This is a genomic window from Streptomyces sp. NBC_01454 (assembly GCF_036227565.1).
In the GTDB taxonomy this organism is placed as follows: Bacteria; Actinomycetota; Actinomycetes; order Streptomycetales; family Streptomycetaceae; genus Streptomyces.
Genome location: NZ_CP109461.1, coordinates 530794 through 546367, shown reverse-complemented (window position 1 = coordinate 546367; position 15574 = coordinate 530794). Strand labels below are relative to the sequence as shown.

At 66.0% G+C, this 15574-nt stretch carries 14 protein-coding genes; 9 read left to right on the top strand and 5 right to left on the bottom strand.

The window, feature by feature from the left end; genetic code table 11:
* The first annotated feature begins 36 nt into the window (after positions 1-36).
* The 5 genes from OIU81_RS39285 (at position 37) to OIU81_RS39265 (ending at position 7724) form a co-directional block, all read left to right on the top strand.
* Positions 37-258, top strand: coding sequence for a hypothetical protein (locus OIU81_RS39285; protein ID WP_329143032.1), 222 nt, complete (start codon positions 37-39; stop codon positions 256-258).
* Between the two features lie 223 nt (positions 259-481).
* A complete protein-coding gene (locus OIU81_RS39280; RefSeq protein WP_329143034.1) occupies positions 482-1381 on the top strand; it encodes a hypothetical protein in 900 nt (299 codons plus the stop codon).
* A gap of 55 nt (positions 1382-1436) precedes the next feature.
* Entirely contained in the window at positions 1437-3731 is a 2295-nt protein-coding gene (locus OIU81_RS39275) for a hypothetical protein (RefSeq protein ID WP_329143036.1), read from the top strand.
* 143 nt (positions 3732-3874) lie between these two features.
* Positions 3875-7141 (top strand): hypothetical protein, encoded by a 3267-nt coding sequence (locus tag OIU81_RS39270; protein WP_329331921.1) that lies wholly within the window; start codon positions 3875-3877, stop codon positions 7139-7141.
* A gap of 103 nt (positions 7142-7244) precedes the next feature.
* Positions 7245-7724, top strand: a complete 480-nt coding sequence (locus tag OIU81_RS39265) for a hypothetical protein (RefSeq protein ID WP_329143040.1) — start codon at positions 7245-7247, stop codon at positions 7722-7724.
* Positions 7725-7796: 72 nt separating this feature from the next.
* Here OIU81_RS39265 and OIU81_RS39260 read toward each other — a convergent pair whose 3' ends face one another.
* The 3 genes from OIU81_RS39260 to OIU81_RS39250 all read right to left on the bottom strand — a co-directional run bounded on the left by OIU81_RS39260 (position 7797) and on the right by OIU81_RS39250 (position 10158).
* Entirely contained in the window at positions 7797-8366 is a 570-nt protein-coding gene (locus OIU81_RS39260) for a hypothetical protein (protein WP_329143042.1), read from the bottom strand.
* A 37-nt stretch (positions 8367-8403) separates the two neighbouring features.
* Positions 8404-9246 (bottom strand): hypothetical protein, encoded by an 843-nt coding sequence (locus OIU81_RS39255; protein WP_329143044.1) that lies wholly within the window; start codon positions 9244-9246, stop codon positions 8404-8406.
* 318 nt (positions 9247-9564) lie between these two features.
* Positions 9565-10158 carry a DNA-binding protein gene (locus OIU81_RS39250; protein ID WP_329143046.1) on the bottom strand — a complete coding sequence of 198 codons (594 nt, stop codon included), beginning with the start codon at positions 10156-10158 and terminating at the stop codon, positions 9565-9567.
* Between the two features lie 708 nt (positions 10159-10866).
* On the opposite strand from OIU81_RS39250, the gene OIU81_RS39245 reads away from it, so the two are divergent.
* From OIU81_RS39245 to OIU81_RS39225, 4 genes are all read left to right on the top strand, one after another.
* On the top strand, positions 10867-11217 hold the full coding sequence (locus tag OIU81_RS39245; RefSeq protein ID WP_329143048.1) for an SH3 domain-containing protein: 351 nt from the start codon (positions 10867-10869) through the stop codon (positions 11215-11217).
* Positions 11218-11581: 364 nt separating this feature from the next.
* A complete protein-coding gene (locus OIU81_RS39240) occupies positions 11582-12640 on the top strand; it encodes a GNAT family N-acetyltransferase (RefSeq protein ID WP_329143050.1) in 1059 nt (352 codons plus the stop codon).
* A gap of 324 nt (positions 12641-12964) precedes the next feature.
* A complete protein-coding gene (locus tag OIU81_RS39230; RefSeq protein ID WP_329143052.1) occupies positions 12965-13147 on the top strand; it encodes a hypothetical protein in 183 nt (60 codons plus the stop codon).
* Between the two features lie 57 nt (positions 13148-13204).
* Positions 13205-13408 carry a hypothetical protein gene (locus OIU81_RS39225; protein WP_329143054.1) on the top strand — a complete coding sequence of 68 codons (204 nt, stop codon included), beginning with the start codon at positions 13205-13207 and terminating at the stop codon, positions 13406-13408.
* A 557-nt stretch (positions 13409-13965) separates the two neighbouring features.
* On the opposite strand, the gene OIU81_RS39220 is transcribed toward OIU81_RS39225, so the two are convergent.
* Both OIU81_RS39220 and OIU81_RS42630 read right to left on the bottom strand, forming a co-directional pair.
* Complete coding sequence (locus OIU81_RS39220) at positions 13966-14232, bottom strand: hypothetical protein (RefSeq protein WP_329143056.1); 267 nt, start codon at positions 14230-14232, stop codon at positions 13966-13968.
* Between the two features lie 138 nt (positions 14233-14370).
* Positions 14371-15449 (bottom strand): IS630 family transposase gene (locus tag OIU81_RS42630; RefSeq protein WP_443073910.1). Its coding sequence is split into 2 segments (ribosomal slippage): positions 14371-14948 and positions 14948-15449, totalling 1080 coding nucleotides; the frame shifts between segments, so codons are not numbered across the junction.
* Positions 15450-15574: the final 125 nt, after the last annotated feature.

Sequence of the window (15574 nt, the reverse complement as noted above, 5' to 3'; positions counted from 1 at the left end):
CCGGTGACGTGCTCATCCCTCCACCTTCGCGATCACATGGTCGACCTCAAGCAGCTGCTGCAGCGGAGACGCGCGGCGGCAGGGCGGCAGCTTCTTGGTCTCCAGCTGCTTCTCCCTTTCGGCGCTCGGAGCGGTCCGTGCTCGATGGAGTGCCGGTCCCGTCAGGAGATCCTCGACCGGGATGGCTCGGCTGATGCGCCGGCGGTGCTCGACCTGGGCGACGACGTTCCGCGCTTCGAGGCGGTAGCGATGGGCTGAGCGCCTCTGCTTTCACTGCGCGACTGATCTGTCAGCCGCTCAGACGACACTCGATGACTCAGACTCGCCAGTCCGAGTCATCGAGTGTCGCCATTTAAGCCCCTTTCATTCTCGATTTAAATGACCTATCCGAGATAGGATGCTATCTACACACCTCACGTATGAGGGCTTTTTGATAGAACGAGCAATGGCCATTGAGGTCGCAGGGGGAGATGAGAGATTCATGGCGAAACTGTCCTACAAGGTGCCGAGTTCGCTGAGCAGGAGCTTCCTCGACCACGAGATCACGCTGAGCAAGGGAGGCTTGGCGGCCAGGCCCTCCCCGATCAAGCAACTGCTCTTCTTCGGCGGCGGCATCCTCGCCGTGCTGTGGTTCAGCACGTCGACGTTCGTCGCGAGCTCGGGCCCAGTCGCCATCACGTTCTTCGTTCTTTGGGGACTGGCGGCGATCGCCTACTTCGGCGGGCTGGTGAAGACGAAGGAGCTGCGCATCATGCGCGTGCCGGCTTTCCTGGTTTACCTGCCGCCGAAGGCCCGTCACGTCTTTACGCGCCGCAGCTCGAACCCCACGGACTTCTACTCGATCGTCGGCATCGACGGGATCGACGAGGACGGGCTGATCCGCTTCTCCGACGGCGGTGAAGGCCAGGTCTACCTGGTAGTCGGATCGGCGAGCTATCTGCTCTTCGACGAGGACCGGGGCGGGATCCTCGATCGGGTCGACTCCTTCTGGCGCAAGGTCGAGACGGCCTGCGAGCACAGCTTCATCACGACGAAGGAACCGCAGCGGGTCTACCACCAGGTGGCGAACCTGGAACGGCGCAACCAGGCCCTGCAGGTCCGCGATCCCGATCTGATCGAGCTGCAGAACGAGCAATACGACATTCTCACGCAGCACGTGGGCGGGAAGTTCACCTCGATCCACCAGTACCTGCTGCTCAAGGGCAAGAACGCCGACGCACTGCGCAAGGGGCACCAAGTCCTCCAGGCCGAGGTCGGCGGCTCGACTCTGATGATCAAGGAAGCCACGATACTCGACCGCGAGGAGGCCCTGCCGATGCTCCGGGTCTTCTACCAGGGCATCGACGACGAACTGCTCAATCTCAAGGCGTCGCTGAACTGACCAGCGCCAGGCCGACCACCACGACGAGGAACGAACGAAGGACACCATGGCGCTGATGACGAAAGTCCGGGCACAGCTCGGCATTCCGGGAAAGAAGCCTGACGAGACGAATGAGACCGCGGAGCTTGTGGTCGGTGATCCGCGCGCGGACGGTGCTGCTCAGGCTGAGGGCGTGCAGGACACTGCGGCAGCTGACGGCGCAGCAGATGAGGCCGCCGAGGCGAAGAAGAACTGGTGGCAGCGCCGCCGGGAGGTGAAGCACCTCCAGGGCACGTTCGACGCCTACCCTCACCTGCTCGCGCTGAAGCCGAAGGAGAAGTACCTCTTCCGCTCCGACTACTTCGAGGTCGACGGCTCGGTCGCTTGCATCCTGGCGTACTTCCACGACGACGCCGCGCACGACAACTTCGCCGCCTTCTGGGGTATCGACCGGATCCCGGACGGCCTGGACGAGCGGGTCACCGCCGTCGTGCTTGAGCAGGTCAAGCGGATGGATGAGAAGTGGATCGACTCGTACACCAAGCAGTCGGAGAAGCTGGACCGGCTGGATGCGAACGAGCAGGAGGAGACGGGCACGACCTCCTCCAAGCGCAAGGCCGCGAAGATCTCCGGTGACCTCGGGGTCACGATCGGCGAGATCCAGGACGGTGCGAGCTACCTCTCGGTGCACAACCGGCTCTTCCTCAAAGCCCCCGATCTGGCGACCCTGGACGACACGATCGACCGGGTCACGCGTCTGTACATCGACCGATTCGGCACGCTGAAGGCTGCGCCCTACGCAGGCGAGCAGCGTCAGGAGCTCTCGGGCCTGTGGAAGAACAACGAGAAGAAGAAGGGCAAGGGCTTCCACTTCACCTCGACCGAGCTGGCCGGCTCGTACTCGCTGGTGACCAATGGCCTCAACGACAAGGGCGGCGAGTACGTCGGCTACATGGTCGGCGACGTCAACAACAGCGCCGTGCTCATGGACGTCAACGCCTACGACCACCACGCGATCGTCGCCGACGCCACGCTCAGCGAGTACCTCGACCGCCAGCGGGTGGCCAACATGTGGTGCTCGAAGATCTCGCAGGCGGCGCTGCTGAACAACGGCCAGGTCGTCCACCTCATCCTCGACGGAGCGAACCTCGACAAGCTCGGCCCGAAGTTCGAGCGGCTCACCTCGCGCGTGGACCTGAATCAGGGCGACGTGAACATGTTCGAGATGTTCGGCGAGGAGGAGGACGAGCTGACGGTCTTCTCCGCCCAGATGGAGAAGCTCAAGCTGATGTTCGCGCAGCTCTACGAGACCAGCGACGGAGCGATCGGCTCGATCATCCGCAGCGCCCTCGAAGACACCGCGACCGACTTCTACATCGAGCAGGGCATGTGGCGGCATAACGCCAAGAATCAGCGTCATCGCCTGCGCGTGGTGAACATCCCGCACACCCAGGTGCCGCGTCTTCAGATGTTCGTCTCCTACTTGGCAACCGCGCACAAGGCGCTGCTGAACTCCAGCAAGACCGACCCGGACCAGCTGCGCGCCTACAACGTGCTCAGGGGCATCGCCAACGCGATGCTGAGCACCAACGGCGACCTGTTCAACAACCACACGGCCTCGGCCGTGGACGGGGTCCGGGATTCGCGGCGCGTGGTCTACGACTTCTCGCGGCTCATGCGCCGCGGCAAGGGTGTGGCGATGGCGCAGCTGGTGAACATCGTCGGCTTCGCCGTTGGCAAGCTGGGGCTCGACGACACGGTGATCATCCACGGCACCGAGCACATCGACGACCGGGTGAAGAAGTACGTCAAGGACCAGTTCGACCATATGCACGAGCGCGGCGGCCGGGTGGTCTACAGCTACAACGACGTCGACAAGATGCTGGCCGACAGCGACTTCAACAAGTTCGACGCCGCGGACTACACGCTCTTCGGCCCGATGCGCGACGGCACGGTGGCGGAGTACCAGAAGCAGCTGCACCAGCGGATTCCGCCGGATCTCGCCCAGCTCATCACGACCAAGGGCGAGAACCTCACGTACCTGCGCCGGGGCGTCTCCAACGTGGTCTTCCACCTGGACCTGGCACTGGGGATCAACCCCTACCGCGAGGCCCAGCGCAGGCAGGTCCGCCTGGAGGTGGCCAGGGCCGAAGAGGCGGCGCGGATCGACGCGATCATGCACGACAAGCCAGCGCCGGGCGCGAACCTCACCAGCATCCGGAAGCACAGCGAGGGCGGCGACGGCGAGGCTGACGCGGGCCAGAGCGACGGGGGCAAGCACCGCGACGGCGAGAAGAACCTGCAGCAGCCCGAAGACGGCGCAAGGCGGCCAGCGAGGAAGCCCAAGCCGAAGAAGCTGGTCAAGGCATGAGCGAGGTCAGCACTGATACGAAGGCGAGGAGTAGGGGAGAGACCATGATCGGGACGATCACGGCGGTGGCGGGGCTGCGTGCCTGGGTCGGCCACGGCGGTGGCGGAGCCCGCCAGGGCAGGCTCGCGCGCCGGCTCGCCCTCGTGCTCCTGGCCGCGCTGTTCGTGCCGGTCCTCATGATGGCGAGTTCTTCGCCGGCGTCCGCGGACGACAAGAAGGAGCGCGACAACTACAGCCTCTACCAGCTGGCTTCGAATGCGAGCTCGTACTTCAGCGAGGAGAACTCGCCGTCGAACGACGAGGGCATGCATGAGAACTGGAAGCCGGTCACGAGCCGTCCTTCTTCGGGTGGTTCCATGCTTGGCTACGCCGACTCGGAGTTCAGTCTGGGCAATATCGTGGGCTGGTTTTTCGCTGAGGTCTCGGGGTCCTCGCAGACCGTCACGTACGAGACCCTGGCAGCGAAGGACGACAAGGGCCACGCGAAGTACTCGGGCATGCTCGACTACGCGCACTTCGGGGCGGCGAACGCTGACCTCGGCCTGGACACGATGTCCTCGGGCATCGGCGGCCAGATCGTCAGCGTGATCGGAGGCTCTATCATCTGGGTCCTCTACGCCCTGGCGCTGGCGGTCGGCACGCTGTTCTACGTCATCCTCCAGTTCCTGAAGCTCATCAACCCCTTCATGTGGTTCTACCAGGCGGTCAGGGCGGTCAATCCGACCTTCGCCGACGGGATGACGGGAGGTGACACCGGAGGCGGCGCGCTCTCGGGCCTCCAGCACTGGATCAGCGGCTGGTACGGCCTGCTCGTCGACATCTCGTGGCAGGCGCTGGTGCCGATCTTCATCGGCTTCCTGCTCATCGGCCTGGTCATGTTCAAGAAGATGGACCGCGGCTCGGCGATCAAGAAGCTCATCGTGCGCGTCGTCTTCATCGGCGTCGGCCTGCCGCTCATCGGATCGATGTACACCAGCGTGCTTGACAAGTTCGACAACTCGGTTCTCGGCCAGCACGCCGGTCCAACGCGCGTCGTGCTGAGCACCTATGTCGACTTCGAGGCGTGGATGATGAACGACCGCCTCGGGATCCCGGACCAGGCCACTGTCTCCTGGAACGGCGACCAGGCGAGCTCTGACGCGGTGATGTCGGTGCGCACGAGCGCGCTGGCGATCAACAAGCAGTCCCACGGAGCGACGTTCAACGGCATCGGCATCGGCACGAAGGCCAACGACGCCGAGTCGGCCTGGAAGGACGGCACGGTCTCCGTCGGCACCGGTGCGTCGGATGACGTCAAGGCGGTGTTCTCGACCTTCGGGATCATCGGCAAGTACATCGGCAGCAACGAGATCGCAGCCTCCGACTTCGAGTCGGGGATCAAGAGCTCGATCACGCAGCTGGACGAGAGCGCGGATGTCAAGAAGAGCTGGTTCGTCGACAAGGACAGCTACGGCGACGTGGAGCAGTTCGGTGAGGAGGAGGGGCCGAAGCCGGTTGATCACCCGGTGATCTCGACCGACGGCACGGGCCTGACCTCCTCTCGTCCCGGCAAGGACTCGACGGTCTTCACAACGACCGGGACGAAGAGCAACTGCGGCTTCACGGTGGGCAAGACGCCCTCCTCGTGCAACCTGTCTCCCCTAGCGGCGTACAACTACCTCAACACCGGGTTCAGCCCCAGCTCGCTGAACATGTACAGCTCGAACAACGCCACGTCCGGCTTCACCCGCGAGAACCACATGGCCGTCAGCCAGGTGGGCACGGGGCCGGCGAAGTTCATGTACTGGTCCAACGCAGCCACAGTCCTGGGTTCCATCGTCCTGCTCGGCTTCTGGTACGCCATCGGCATGCTGGCCGGCGCGATCAAGAGGACCTTCGGCCTCGTGGCAGCCGTGCCGTTCGCGACGCTGGGCGCGATGGCCGCGATCGCCAAGGTAATCGTCTACTCCATGGCGCTGATCCTGGAGGTCCTCGTCACGCTGTTCATCTACCAGTTCGTCGGGGAGTTCCTGATCTCGGTCCCGGACATCATGGCTGGACCCCTGTCGAGCTTCATGAGCCCGGGTGGCCTGTGGGGCAGCCCTGCGCTCGGGGGGATCATCGTGGTGATCCTGACGCTCGTCTCGTCGCTGCTGATCATGGGCACCACCTTCGCTCTGCTGCGGGTCCGCAAGACGGTGCTGCAGGCGATGGACGAGGTGGTCACCAAGCTCGTGGACAAGTTCCTGGAAACCAACACCGCGCCGAAGCCGGACAAGGGTGGACTGATGCCTGCTCTGGCCGCAGGTGCAGGGGCCGGCGCGGGTATGGCCATGGGCAACAAACTCGCCAAAGGGTTCAACAGCAAGACCAGCGGCCCGGCGTCCCCGAGCACAGGCAAGCCCGCGGGCAAGACGGCGTCGACGAACGCCGGCGGCACGAACGGCGACGCCACGGCTCTGACCGCGGGCAAGCAGGCGCTGGCCCTGGAGGGCAGCGGCGAGGGTGGCCCGAACAGCCCGGAGCTGGACGGTGGTCCTGGTGGCGGTGACGACGCCAAGGCTCTGCCAGGCGGCAGCGGTCCTGCTGGCGCTCTGGTCGCGTCTGCTCTGGAGGGCGAGGGTCCCGGCAACAAGGGCGGTTTTCTGCAGCTGACCAGTGGCGGAGCGGGCAGTTCGCACTCGGACAAGCAGACGGCACAGAATCTGAGCAACCAGGGCGGCCTGTCGAACCTCGGGTACGCCTCAGACGGCAACAAAGTCATCCCCAGCGAGGTTCTGGCCTCGTCCACGGAGCCGCCGAACTCTCGCGGTGGCGCTCAGGGGCAGAGCAGCGCTGACAGCGCTGGTTCTGTTCCGACCAGCGGAGACCGTAAGGCCGTCGCCGGTCAGACGGGCCCGACGCAATTCGGCACGGGTGCCCAGGGTGCGCAGAGCCAGCAGGGCAGCAACCAGCAGGCTGCACCGCAGCGCTTCAGCGGCGGAGCTACTCCTGGTCTTGCGCCTGTCCCTGCTTCCGGGCAGCCGGCCGCGCCGAGCACGCGTCCGACACGCTCCGCTCAGGGCACCCCGACTCCGAGGCAGCTGGGAGCCGGAACGTCGGCTCCTCGTCCCGTGGCCGCTCCGGTTTCGGGTCAGACTCCGGCTACGCCTGGTGCGCAGACTCCGGCTCGGACGCAGGCAGCGCGTCAGCCGGGTTCGATCCAGGAGTCGACGCCGACGCCGCGCCAGACGCCCGCCCCGCGGGCTCAGGCTCCGCGGACGTCGGCTCCTGCACCGGCTCCTTCGCCGCAGCAGGCTCCGGTTCCGCGCCCTCGTCCCCGTCCGCGCCGAGTGGCCGACCCGGCTCCTCAGAGCGTGGAGACTCCGGAGCCGCAGCAGCGGCCGGCCGGCGGTCTTCGCCGGGGCCGGCGCGAGAAGCCGCAGGACTGACCGGGCGAGCGTGGAGGGCTGACGCACCCGGTGAGTACGACCATTGCGATCGTCCTCACCGGGTGCGTCGTCTTTTGCGCGGCAGGAGGAGAAGGGGAAGAGCATGAGGCTCGGATACAGGCTTCGCGGCGAGTTCCCGCGCGGCTGGTGGCGCTCGGCGCGATGGTGGAGCACCGGGACCCGCGACCTGGCATTGAGCACTGCGGCGGCCGTGGCCACCGTGGTGTTCGTCGGCGAGATGATGCGCGCTGTGCGGCATCGCGACGAGCCGCGCACTCTGGCGCGCCTGTCCGGCACGTTCGAGGGGTACGTGGCCAGCCTCTTGGTCAACAACGCAGGCTTGGTCGTTCTGGCCACCGTGGCGATCGAGGCCGGTCCGCCTGTGGTGCTGACGACGTTGCTGGTTGGGTGGTATCTGCTCAACATCGCCATCGGTGCCACGGTGTTCGTCGTGGTGGCCCGGTCGAGGATCCGGCAGCCGGCAGCGTGGGCTGAGCTTGATTTCGTCGAGCACCACGCGCCGAAGTACGGCCGGCCACCGGAGACGATCGAGGAGTACCGGGCGCAGCAGCTTCAGGAGTAAGCGTCAGAGAAAAGACAGAACCCCGTGGACGTGATGTCCACGGGGTTCTGTGCTGTCTGGGTGGTGCGGCAATCAGCTGTGCTGGTTGCAGTCCTTGGCCAGCAATGCCTTCGCCTGGTCGCTGTCGGCGGGGATGAGCTGGACCTGGTCGATCGAGTAGGCGAAGGTGTACCCGAGCGTGATCATGCTGTTCGACATCGAGATCGAGCCGGAACCCGGGTCAGTGCCCGTCTGATCAGAGCCGTTGACGTCGTCCCAGAGCACGCTGGTCCGGCTGTCGTTGATCGTGCCGGTCGAGAGGACCTGGTACTGGCCCTTGTCGGTCTTGCCGTCCTTGACGATCGAGCCGTGCTTGATGTCGTCGAGGGCCTTCGTGGTCAGCCGGCACTGCTGGTCGCCAGCGGTGACGTTGATGTACGTGATCTTGTGGCCGTCGATGGTGGCGACGCCGCCGCGTGCCCCGTCGGTGATGGAGATGTAGGCACCGTCGAAGCTGGAGGCCTGGCTGCTGCTGGGGCTCTGCGAGGAAGCAGCATCGCTGCTCCCGCTGCAGGCGGTGAGCATGAGAGCACCCGCGGCCAGGGCCGCGGCGGACACGGCGATCCTGGTCCGCGTCGCACGTGCGGTCCTGGTGGAGTTCATGATGTTTCCTTCGTTCGTTCTGGAAAGTCGGTTTGGGTCAGCTCTGTGGAGGCTGGGCTGATGACATCGGCGGAATCGTAGGCATCTGATGCGGCGACAGCAGGATGAGGACTGCAGCAGCCAGCATCACGACCGACAGCAGCGCCAGGAGCACCACGCCCGCCCCGACGGAGATGTAGCGGGCGCCGCTAACGGCGCTCATGGTCCCGAAGCCGTCGATCATGCCGATCAGGCCGGCGACGATGCCCACGACTCCGGCGGTGATGCGGGACCAGTTCGCCTTGCGGATGACTGCCACGACAGAAGCGGCGATGGCCACGAGCATGATGAAGAGCAAGAAGCCACCCTCACCTCCGGCCTCGTCGCTGAAGTAGTTGACCGAGAAACCCATGGCTGAAGCGATCGGCATGAACAGCGAGATGATCGCCAGGAATGCCGCGGCGGGAAGGATGAAGGTGGCCAGCCCCCTCAGCTTGGCCAGTCCCGGAGGCGAGGTGCTCTGCTGCATCGAGCACGCGGCGCTCTGCGCGGCCGGGGCAACGCGGTTGCTGAGGAACTCCTTGGCTCCAGAGTTCTCGACGGCCGGCGCGACCTTGGTGTTGAAGAAGTCCCGGGCACCGTTGACGACTTGCCTGGCTCCGTCGGCCATCTGCTGCATTGCCGGATCACGAGGCCGGCGCTCGGGGGCGATCAGTCCGGCATGAACGGCGGCCTGGTACTCGGACATCGTCGGCTCGCGATGATGCGTCTGCTGGAACTCGGCACCCCACTGCTCGACCGTGACAACGGGCGGAAGCTGTGGTCGCGGCGGCACGGCCTGTGTTGGTGTCGCATGGCCCTGTGCCGGCTGCTCGGGTAACTGAGGCTGATCCTCAGTCATGATCGCCCCCGCTTCCTCTCGTTCAGTCCTGCGTGTCCAGTTGGTGCCCTCTTTGCAGGGACCAGCGTCTCGGCTCCACAGTTCCACACTGCATCCCCGAGACCCGGATCCCGACCACGCCCGGGATCCGAAGCTGGCCCCCTTGAGGACCACCTGACCGATTTCCGAGCTTTCTTCTCGTACATCAGCACTTGCGAAGCCATTCGCAAGTGCACTATCAGTATCGCAGATTGATGTACCAGATGTACCACCTTAACGACAGAAAACCAGTCAAAGTCGCCCATCAATAGGCGACTTTGACTGGCCAGGACTCAGCTGTCAGGCGTCTTCTCGGAGGTTGTCGAGTCGATGCTCAGTCAGCGCCAGTGCGACTTCGGACTGGTTGAGCGCGTGCTCGCCGTCCTGGATGCGCCACTGAAGACGCTGCACCGGCGGGGCGTCTGCTTCCTGGAGCGCTAGGTCACCGAGCTCGCGCAGCTCCGCGTACGCACCCTGCAGTTGCTCCTCGTGGTGCGCCGACCGAACCCTGAGGCGGGCGACCCGCTCTTCCCACCAGCCCACACGCGACTCGCGGTCGAGCGTGGTCTTTCCTTCGAGCCAGGCGCGGAGCTCGACCTGGTCGACGTCGCCGGGGAGCCCGGTGGCAAGGGGTCCCTCGGGTTCCGGCATGTCGATGGGGATGTGCGACAGCAGCATCGCGGGGGTCGTGTCGAGCGCATAGGAGATCGCGACGAGGTCATCGACGGTCACAGGACGAGCGCATCGCTCCATCTCCGCGAGGGCGTCGGCCGAGATCGGGTGATCGAGCATCCGGAGCACATAGGCCAGCTCGTCGACGGTCAGCTCGCGCAGCTGGCGGTAGTGGGTGATGGCGTCGGACACAGCAAGGGACGTGGGAAGGGGCGACGGCATGCATCGATCATAGGCGCGCTCGGTGCGGCCCCCAGGTGGGTTGTCACATAGCTTTCGGCCATCGCCACATAGACGCACGACAGATTCCGGGAGTCGTAGCCTCCGCGCCCCCTCGGATTGAGGGTGGGTGCCACAAGAGGCGCAGCTTGGCGAAGAAGCTCAGGTCGGTCTTGTCGCCGCAGCCAGTTCTGCGCATGTCCCGCGCAGCGGCGCCCATTGAGTCGCAGTCGACTATCTATTGAATGGCATTCCGACTCGTGTTTCAATGGGGTGGCAATAGGCGCTCGGTTCACTCTATACAAGGCGGGCAACATGTTCAGGCGCGACTCTTCCGCTAACTGCGGCGCGGTCGTGACCGAGCACGCCTCCTTGCCGAGTCGAGTGCGAGTCTCCACCGCCGCGTCTCGCGCAGTCTCGCTTCGTCCGATTCCGATGGAGGCCATTCAGGTCGGAGCCGCTGCCGCTGCATCCATCGCATTACGGCGCGACGCCATGACGACCGAAACTCAGGCCCCGGCCGCACGCCGGAGGAAGGCCGCGTAAAACCGCCGGCGCGAAGCCGGCCCATGCGTCCACGTCTGCCCAGGCCGCTTCCTTCTGAGCTTGGGAGGCCGGCTAGGAGGACTGCGCATCCGTGCTGCGGTCCGACCCACCAAAGACTTCCGGCTGGCTCCGCCAGCTGTAATCCACCACAGGAAAGGAACTGTCATGCTCAAGTCAGCCCGTATGGGTCGCGCAGCGGCCACCGGCGCCATCGCCTTCACGCTGCTCGGAGGAGCAGCCTCCATCCAGGCCCCCGCAGCGAACGCCGCCTCACGCCCGTCCGCCTCCGCCGCGTGCGACAAGACCTCGTTCTGGGCCTGGATTGACGCCTCCGCAGCGAACTTCCGGACCGGCCCGTCTACCCACTCCACCAGCCTCGGGCTGCTCCACGATGGCGACCGCGTGCAGGTCACCTGTGCCACCACCTCCAACTGGTACTACGGCAAGGCTCTCAGCGGGGCACATCGCGGTCAGTGGGGATGGGTGCACCACTCCGTGGTTCTCAACCACCACTAGCCGCCTCGCGGCCAGGCCACCAGCTCGACAACCCTCCGTCGGGCGGCGCCGGTCGCGCTTTCAGCCCTATCGATCTGCTGTCGCGCACGGCACACCGGAGTCAATGCGAGTGACTCCACCTAACCGGCCGCCAGTGGACGGACGTGGCAGCTGTACGGCACTCCCCCTATCCGCTGACTCGCCAGATCTGGCCGAGGCCCCCCGCTCCCCCGGCGGCCTCGGCCCTCCGGGGGGTGCCGCCACCGCATGGGCGTCGGTGGCGGCACCCCCAATTCCACCTCACGGTTCAACGAGAGACGGGCGCCCGGTTCGCGGCAGCGCTGAAGGCCGGCACCAACTTCTGCTCGTGGAAATCAGGGATCTCATGACTCAACGCGCAGCTCCCCCCGCACAGTTCCATCCGCTGCCCTGGCGCGACACCCTCACGGTGCGCATGCTCGAAGGCCCAGAAGCACTAGGTTTCCTTGCCGTCCAGTGGCCTGCCCTCTACGCCCAAGACCCGGACGCCACGCCCTATCAGAGCTCCACGTGGCTGCGAGGCTGGGCAGCGCAGCGCCGCGACAGCATCCCCATTGTCCTCGTTGCCGGGCACGCGCCCGACCGGCCGGTGGCCGCGCTGGCCCTCGCGCGGACCTCGAACTCACAAGGGCAGATCAAGATTTCGCCTCTGGGCTCGCCGGTATCTGAGTACGTACGCGTCGTGCGGCAGGGCGCCTCAACTCCTCACGTGGTGTGCGCGCTGATGCAGCGCCTGGCGCAGTGGGCCGAGGACGGGGCGGCCGTGGTGATGCCGGACGTCCCCTTGGGCACCTGCCTGGGCCGCATGCTGTCCGAAGAGCCGGGCTGGCGGCACAGCACCGTGCTGTGCGCACAGGTCCCTCTCCCCGTGGAGTACGAGGCGATGAGCCGCGCCACGCGACGCGAGCACATCCGACGCGAGCGCACGTGGACCGCCCTGGAGGCCGACGGGCGCGTGGAGTACAGCCGCAGCCGCACCACGGACGACCTGGCCCTGGGGTACGCCGACGCCCTGCACCTACATCGTCGACGCTGGGCTCGCCACCCGGTCCGGGTCGACACCGAGCTGGACGGTCTGCTGGAGGTGCTGCGTCGGTGCGGGCCCGACCAGGCGTTCGTCGCCACCCTGAAGCTGGACGGCGTGGCGGTCGCGGCAGCGGTGTGCCTGTACCGGGGCCGCACGTGCTACTCGCTCCTGCCGGCCATGGACCCCGCCATCGCCGAGCTGGCCCCAGGCCACGCGCTGCACAGACGACTGGCGGCTGATCTGGCAGCGGCCCACTTCGACTTCCTCGACCTGGGCCGGACGCGCAGTGACCCTGGCCAGGTCTCGTACAAGAGCCAGTACGGGTGCTCCTGGAGCGCCACGGTGACCGCCGCCAGCCCCGGTGTTGAACGGCAGTGAATAGTTCATTAGCGCAGGAAAGAGTTCAGTAGCGCAGTGAACTGTTCAGTGTTGTCCCGTCTCACGTGTCCCCGCCTCTTTCTTAGGGCGTCTTGTTGAATTCGCTGCTGGTCTCACCGGGCGGTGTCACGACCTACGGTCGCGCGGAGCCGAGTTGTCGATGACAACAACCATCATTGGCAACGGGTCGACTTCTTGAAGATAGATACGCTCGGCCACCAGATACCTGTTGTCGTGGATCGGCTCTGCTCGCCTACCTCCGCCGCGTCCATGGCCGGTGATCCGCACCGGCCGCGAAGCCCCGAGGGGTAAGGCAAGTTAGGCATGTGCCAGCACCTCACGCCCGCCGCACGGTGCGGCCTGGCCCGGCTGTTCTGGTCGCACGTCCGGCCCTACGGTGAGGTGTACCCCGACATGGACACCCGCCTCTACTTCACCGCGGCGACCGTTCCCGTCCCTCGGGTCGCGGACGGCGACGGCGTACGTTCCGCTGTGGAGAATGCATGAACCTGCGCAGGTACAGCACGGCGATCGAGCCGCGCCAGCGTCTCGCGATACCGACCCATGGCTGCCCTGGGCGTGCTCGAAACGAGTGCTTGTTTGGGCAACCGGGCAGCCGACGCGGCTGCCCGGCGCTGCCTACCGATGTCACAAGAGACGTTGGAGGAAGAAGACCGCCATCCCGGTGCCCAGGCCACCAAAGAAGCCAGCGACAGCGTGACGGGCGGCAAAGTGGGCGAACCGGTTGATTTGGTCCGCGATCAATGATGTGGGTGGCTTGATCAAGGCATCCCTTTCTGCTTTCCGGCGGCAAATGAGCACGCAGGGCAGCTCGTTCGACGAACGGCCGCTGCGATGCGTATCCAGTAGGCCAGTCCGCCGGCATGCCAACTCCGGTTCTGGTTGCGCAGTTCTAAAGTGGGTCCATGACGGATGCTGGCCCCAGCAAGGAGGAGACCCGGATCCTTCAGGAACTGGGCGAGGCCATGACACTCCACCAGCTCCGGCGCTACCGCGGAGACGGGGCGATTCCCGGGAACAGGCGCCGAGGACTTGGTCAAGGCCCTGGTTCCACATCGTGGGCGCATCCGGACGCGGTGCCGATCGCGAGGGCACTGGGTGACGCAATGCGCCCCGGAAGAAGCCGTGCTGAGTGCGTATTGGAACTCTTCGCCACCCGGCCAGAGGTGCCCCTGCCGGAGGTCGGGGTGAAGAGGGCTCTGCACTGGCACATTGTGCGAGAACGTGGTGGTGGAACCTGCAAGCGGATCGCGAAGACCGTCGCTTCCGCTGGATCCCCGGAGGCAGCCCTCGACGCAGCCTCCTCAGCCGCGCAACGTGATCCCGAGATCCGTCGCAAGGTCCGCATGGCCAGGCCAGGTACGAATCTCAAGAAGTACGCTGCCGCACTGGTGACCTGCGCGGTCGCTGATGTGCTCGGTGTCGAAGCCGTGGGGGAGGATGCCTGGACAGAGGGCTCGGCATACCGCTTCAGCGTCGAGCTCGGCGAGCAGACGGTCATCAAGGGGTTTGGGACCGTCGTGCAGATGAACGACCGGCTCCGGCGTGACAGCGTCAGCGGCCAGACGCACGGGTTGTCGGCTCCGCGCTCCACGGCTGCGGAACGGCAGGCCGCCGAGCACGAGCAAGTGGACCGCTGCGGTATCGATACGCTTCGCCGCCTGCGTGACGCACTCCTTTTGGTGAGCGCGGTTACTGACTTCGGCTCGTCAGGGTGGCGTTGGGCTGTCGAGGGCGAGGCCGGTGCCGGCTATGAAGCCGTCGAGGATGTGAGGGCGGTACTGGAGGCGTTTGAGTCGGTTGCGGACGAGGGTTTCGAGCCGGTCGAGGGCCATGACGGCGAGGTTGGCGAGGCTGCGTTTGACGTGTGCCCACACCCATTCGACGGGGTTGAGGTCCGGCGAGTAGGCGGGGAGCAGGAACACCGTCAGCCATGCTCGCTCGGCGACGAGGTCGCGCATCCTGTGGGAGACATGGGTGTTCAACCGGTCCCACACCAGTACGATCGGCGCTCTGACCAGCTGATGAACTCCGTCGACGAGCGCGATGAAGTCCCGCTCGCCCATGCTGCGGCGCGTGCCACCGCCGGCGGGGTGGGTCCGCAGGCGGTGGCACAGTCGGGTCCGGGAGCCGGGCCGCATCGCGATCAGCCCGGCCACGGAGAGCCGTCCGGAGCGGCGTCCGCTGACCGTCACGACCGGGGTGTGGCCGCGGCGGCCCCAAGTCCGTCCGCGGGGCGGCCGTCGGGTGAAGCCGGCTTCGTCCTCGAAGCAGATGTAACCCCCGCAGGCCGCCCGTGCCCTTTTACCTCCCGCCAGGTCGCCTCCTTCCAGGTCGTCACGGCCTGCTCGTCGCGCTCGGCGACCCGTCGTGCGGGGACCTGCGGGGAAAAGCCGAGGCGGTGCATCAGCCTCGTGGCCCCGGACACGCTGTAGGAGACGTGGAACTTCCTGCCGATCAGTGTGGCCACCCTCGCCGCGGTCCACACCTGGTCTTCCACCCAGCCGTGCGCGGCAGGTCCCTCATCGAGGCACGCGGCCAGCTTTTCCAGGCAGCGTGGCGACAACCGACACCGTGATCCACTCGGTCCACGTGAGGCCAGAGCCTTGGCCCCGCCGTCCCGCCACAGCCGGTGCCATTCATAAGCCGACTTCCGACTCACCCGCAGCCGCCGGGCGACATCCGGCGGCTTGATCTTCTGCTCGAACAGCTCGACCGCCCGCATCCGAACCGACTCCCGGCGCCGACGCCCCCCAGGACTCAGCCCACCCCCATCTGCATACCTCATACACCACGGGATACAGACGACAGTCCAGCCCCATCAGAGACTTCACGAAAAATCACCCTGACGAGCTGAAGTCAGTAAAGAGATCGCGCGGTACGCGGAGCAGACGATCCCCGAAGACCCGGTCC

What these genes read in the sequence shown, in the direction of transcription:
- OIU81_RS39285 (WP_329143032.1), top strand. Translation starts at nt 37, where the DNA reads ATGGTCGACCTCAAGCAGCTGCTGCAGCGGAGACGCGCGGCGGCAGGG.
- OIU81_RS39280 (WP_329143034.1), top strand. Translation starts at nt 482, where the DNA reads ATGGCGAAACTGTCCTACAAGGTGCCGAGTTCGCTGAGCAGGAGCTTC.
- OIU81_RS39275 (WP_329143036.1), top strand. Translation starts at nt 1,437, where the DNA reads ATGACGAAAGTCCGGGCACAGCTCGGCATTCCGGGAAAGAAGCCTGAC.
- OIU81_RS39265 (WP_329143040.1), top strand. Translation starts at nt 7,245, where the DNA reads ATGAGGCTCGGATACAGGCTTCGCGGCGAGTTCCCGCGCGGCTGGTGG.
- OIU81_RS39260 (WP_329143042.1), bottom strand. Translation starts at nt 8,366, where the DNA reads ATGAACTCCACCAGGACCGCACGTGCGACGCGGACCAGGATCGCCGTG.
- OIU81_RS39255 (WP_329143044.1), bottom strand. Translation starts at nt 9,246, where the DNA reads ATGACTGAGGATCAGCCTCAGTTACCCGAGCAGCCGGCACAGGGCCAT.
- OIU81_RS39250 (WP_329143046.1), bottom strand. Translation starts at nt 10,158, where the DNA reads ATGCCGTCGCCCCTTCCCACGTCCCTTGCTGTGTCCGACGCCATCACC.
- OIU81_RS39245 (WP_329143048.1), top strand. Translation starts at nt 10,867, where the DNA reads ATGCTCAAGTCAGCCCGTATGGGTCGCGCAGCGGCCACCGGCGCCATC.
- OIU81_RS39240 (WP_329143050.1), top strand. Translation starts at nt 11,582, where the DNA reads ATGACTCAACGCGCAGCTCCCCCCGCACAGTTCCATCCGCTGCCCTGG.
- OIU81_RS39230 (WP_329143052.1), top strand. Translation starts at nt 12,965, where the DNA reads ATGTGCCAGCACCTCACGCCCGCCGCACGGTGCGGCCTGGCCCGGCTG.
- OIU81_RS39225 (WP_329143054.1), top strand. Translation starts at nt 13,205, where the DNA reads ATGGCTGCCCTGGGCGTGCTCGAAACGAGTGCTTGTTTGGGCAACCGG.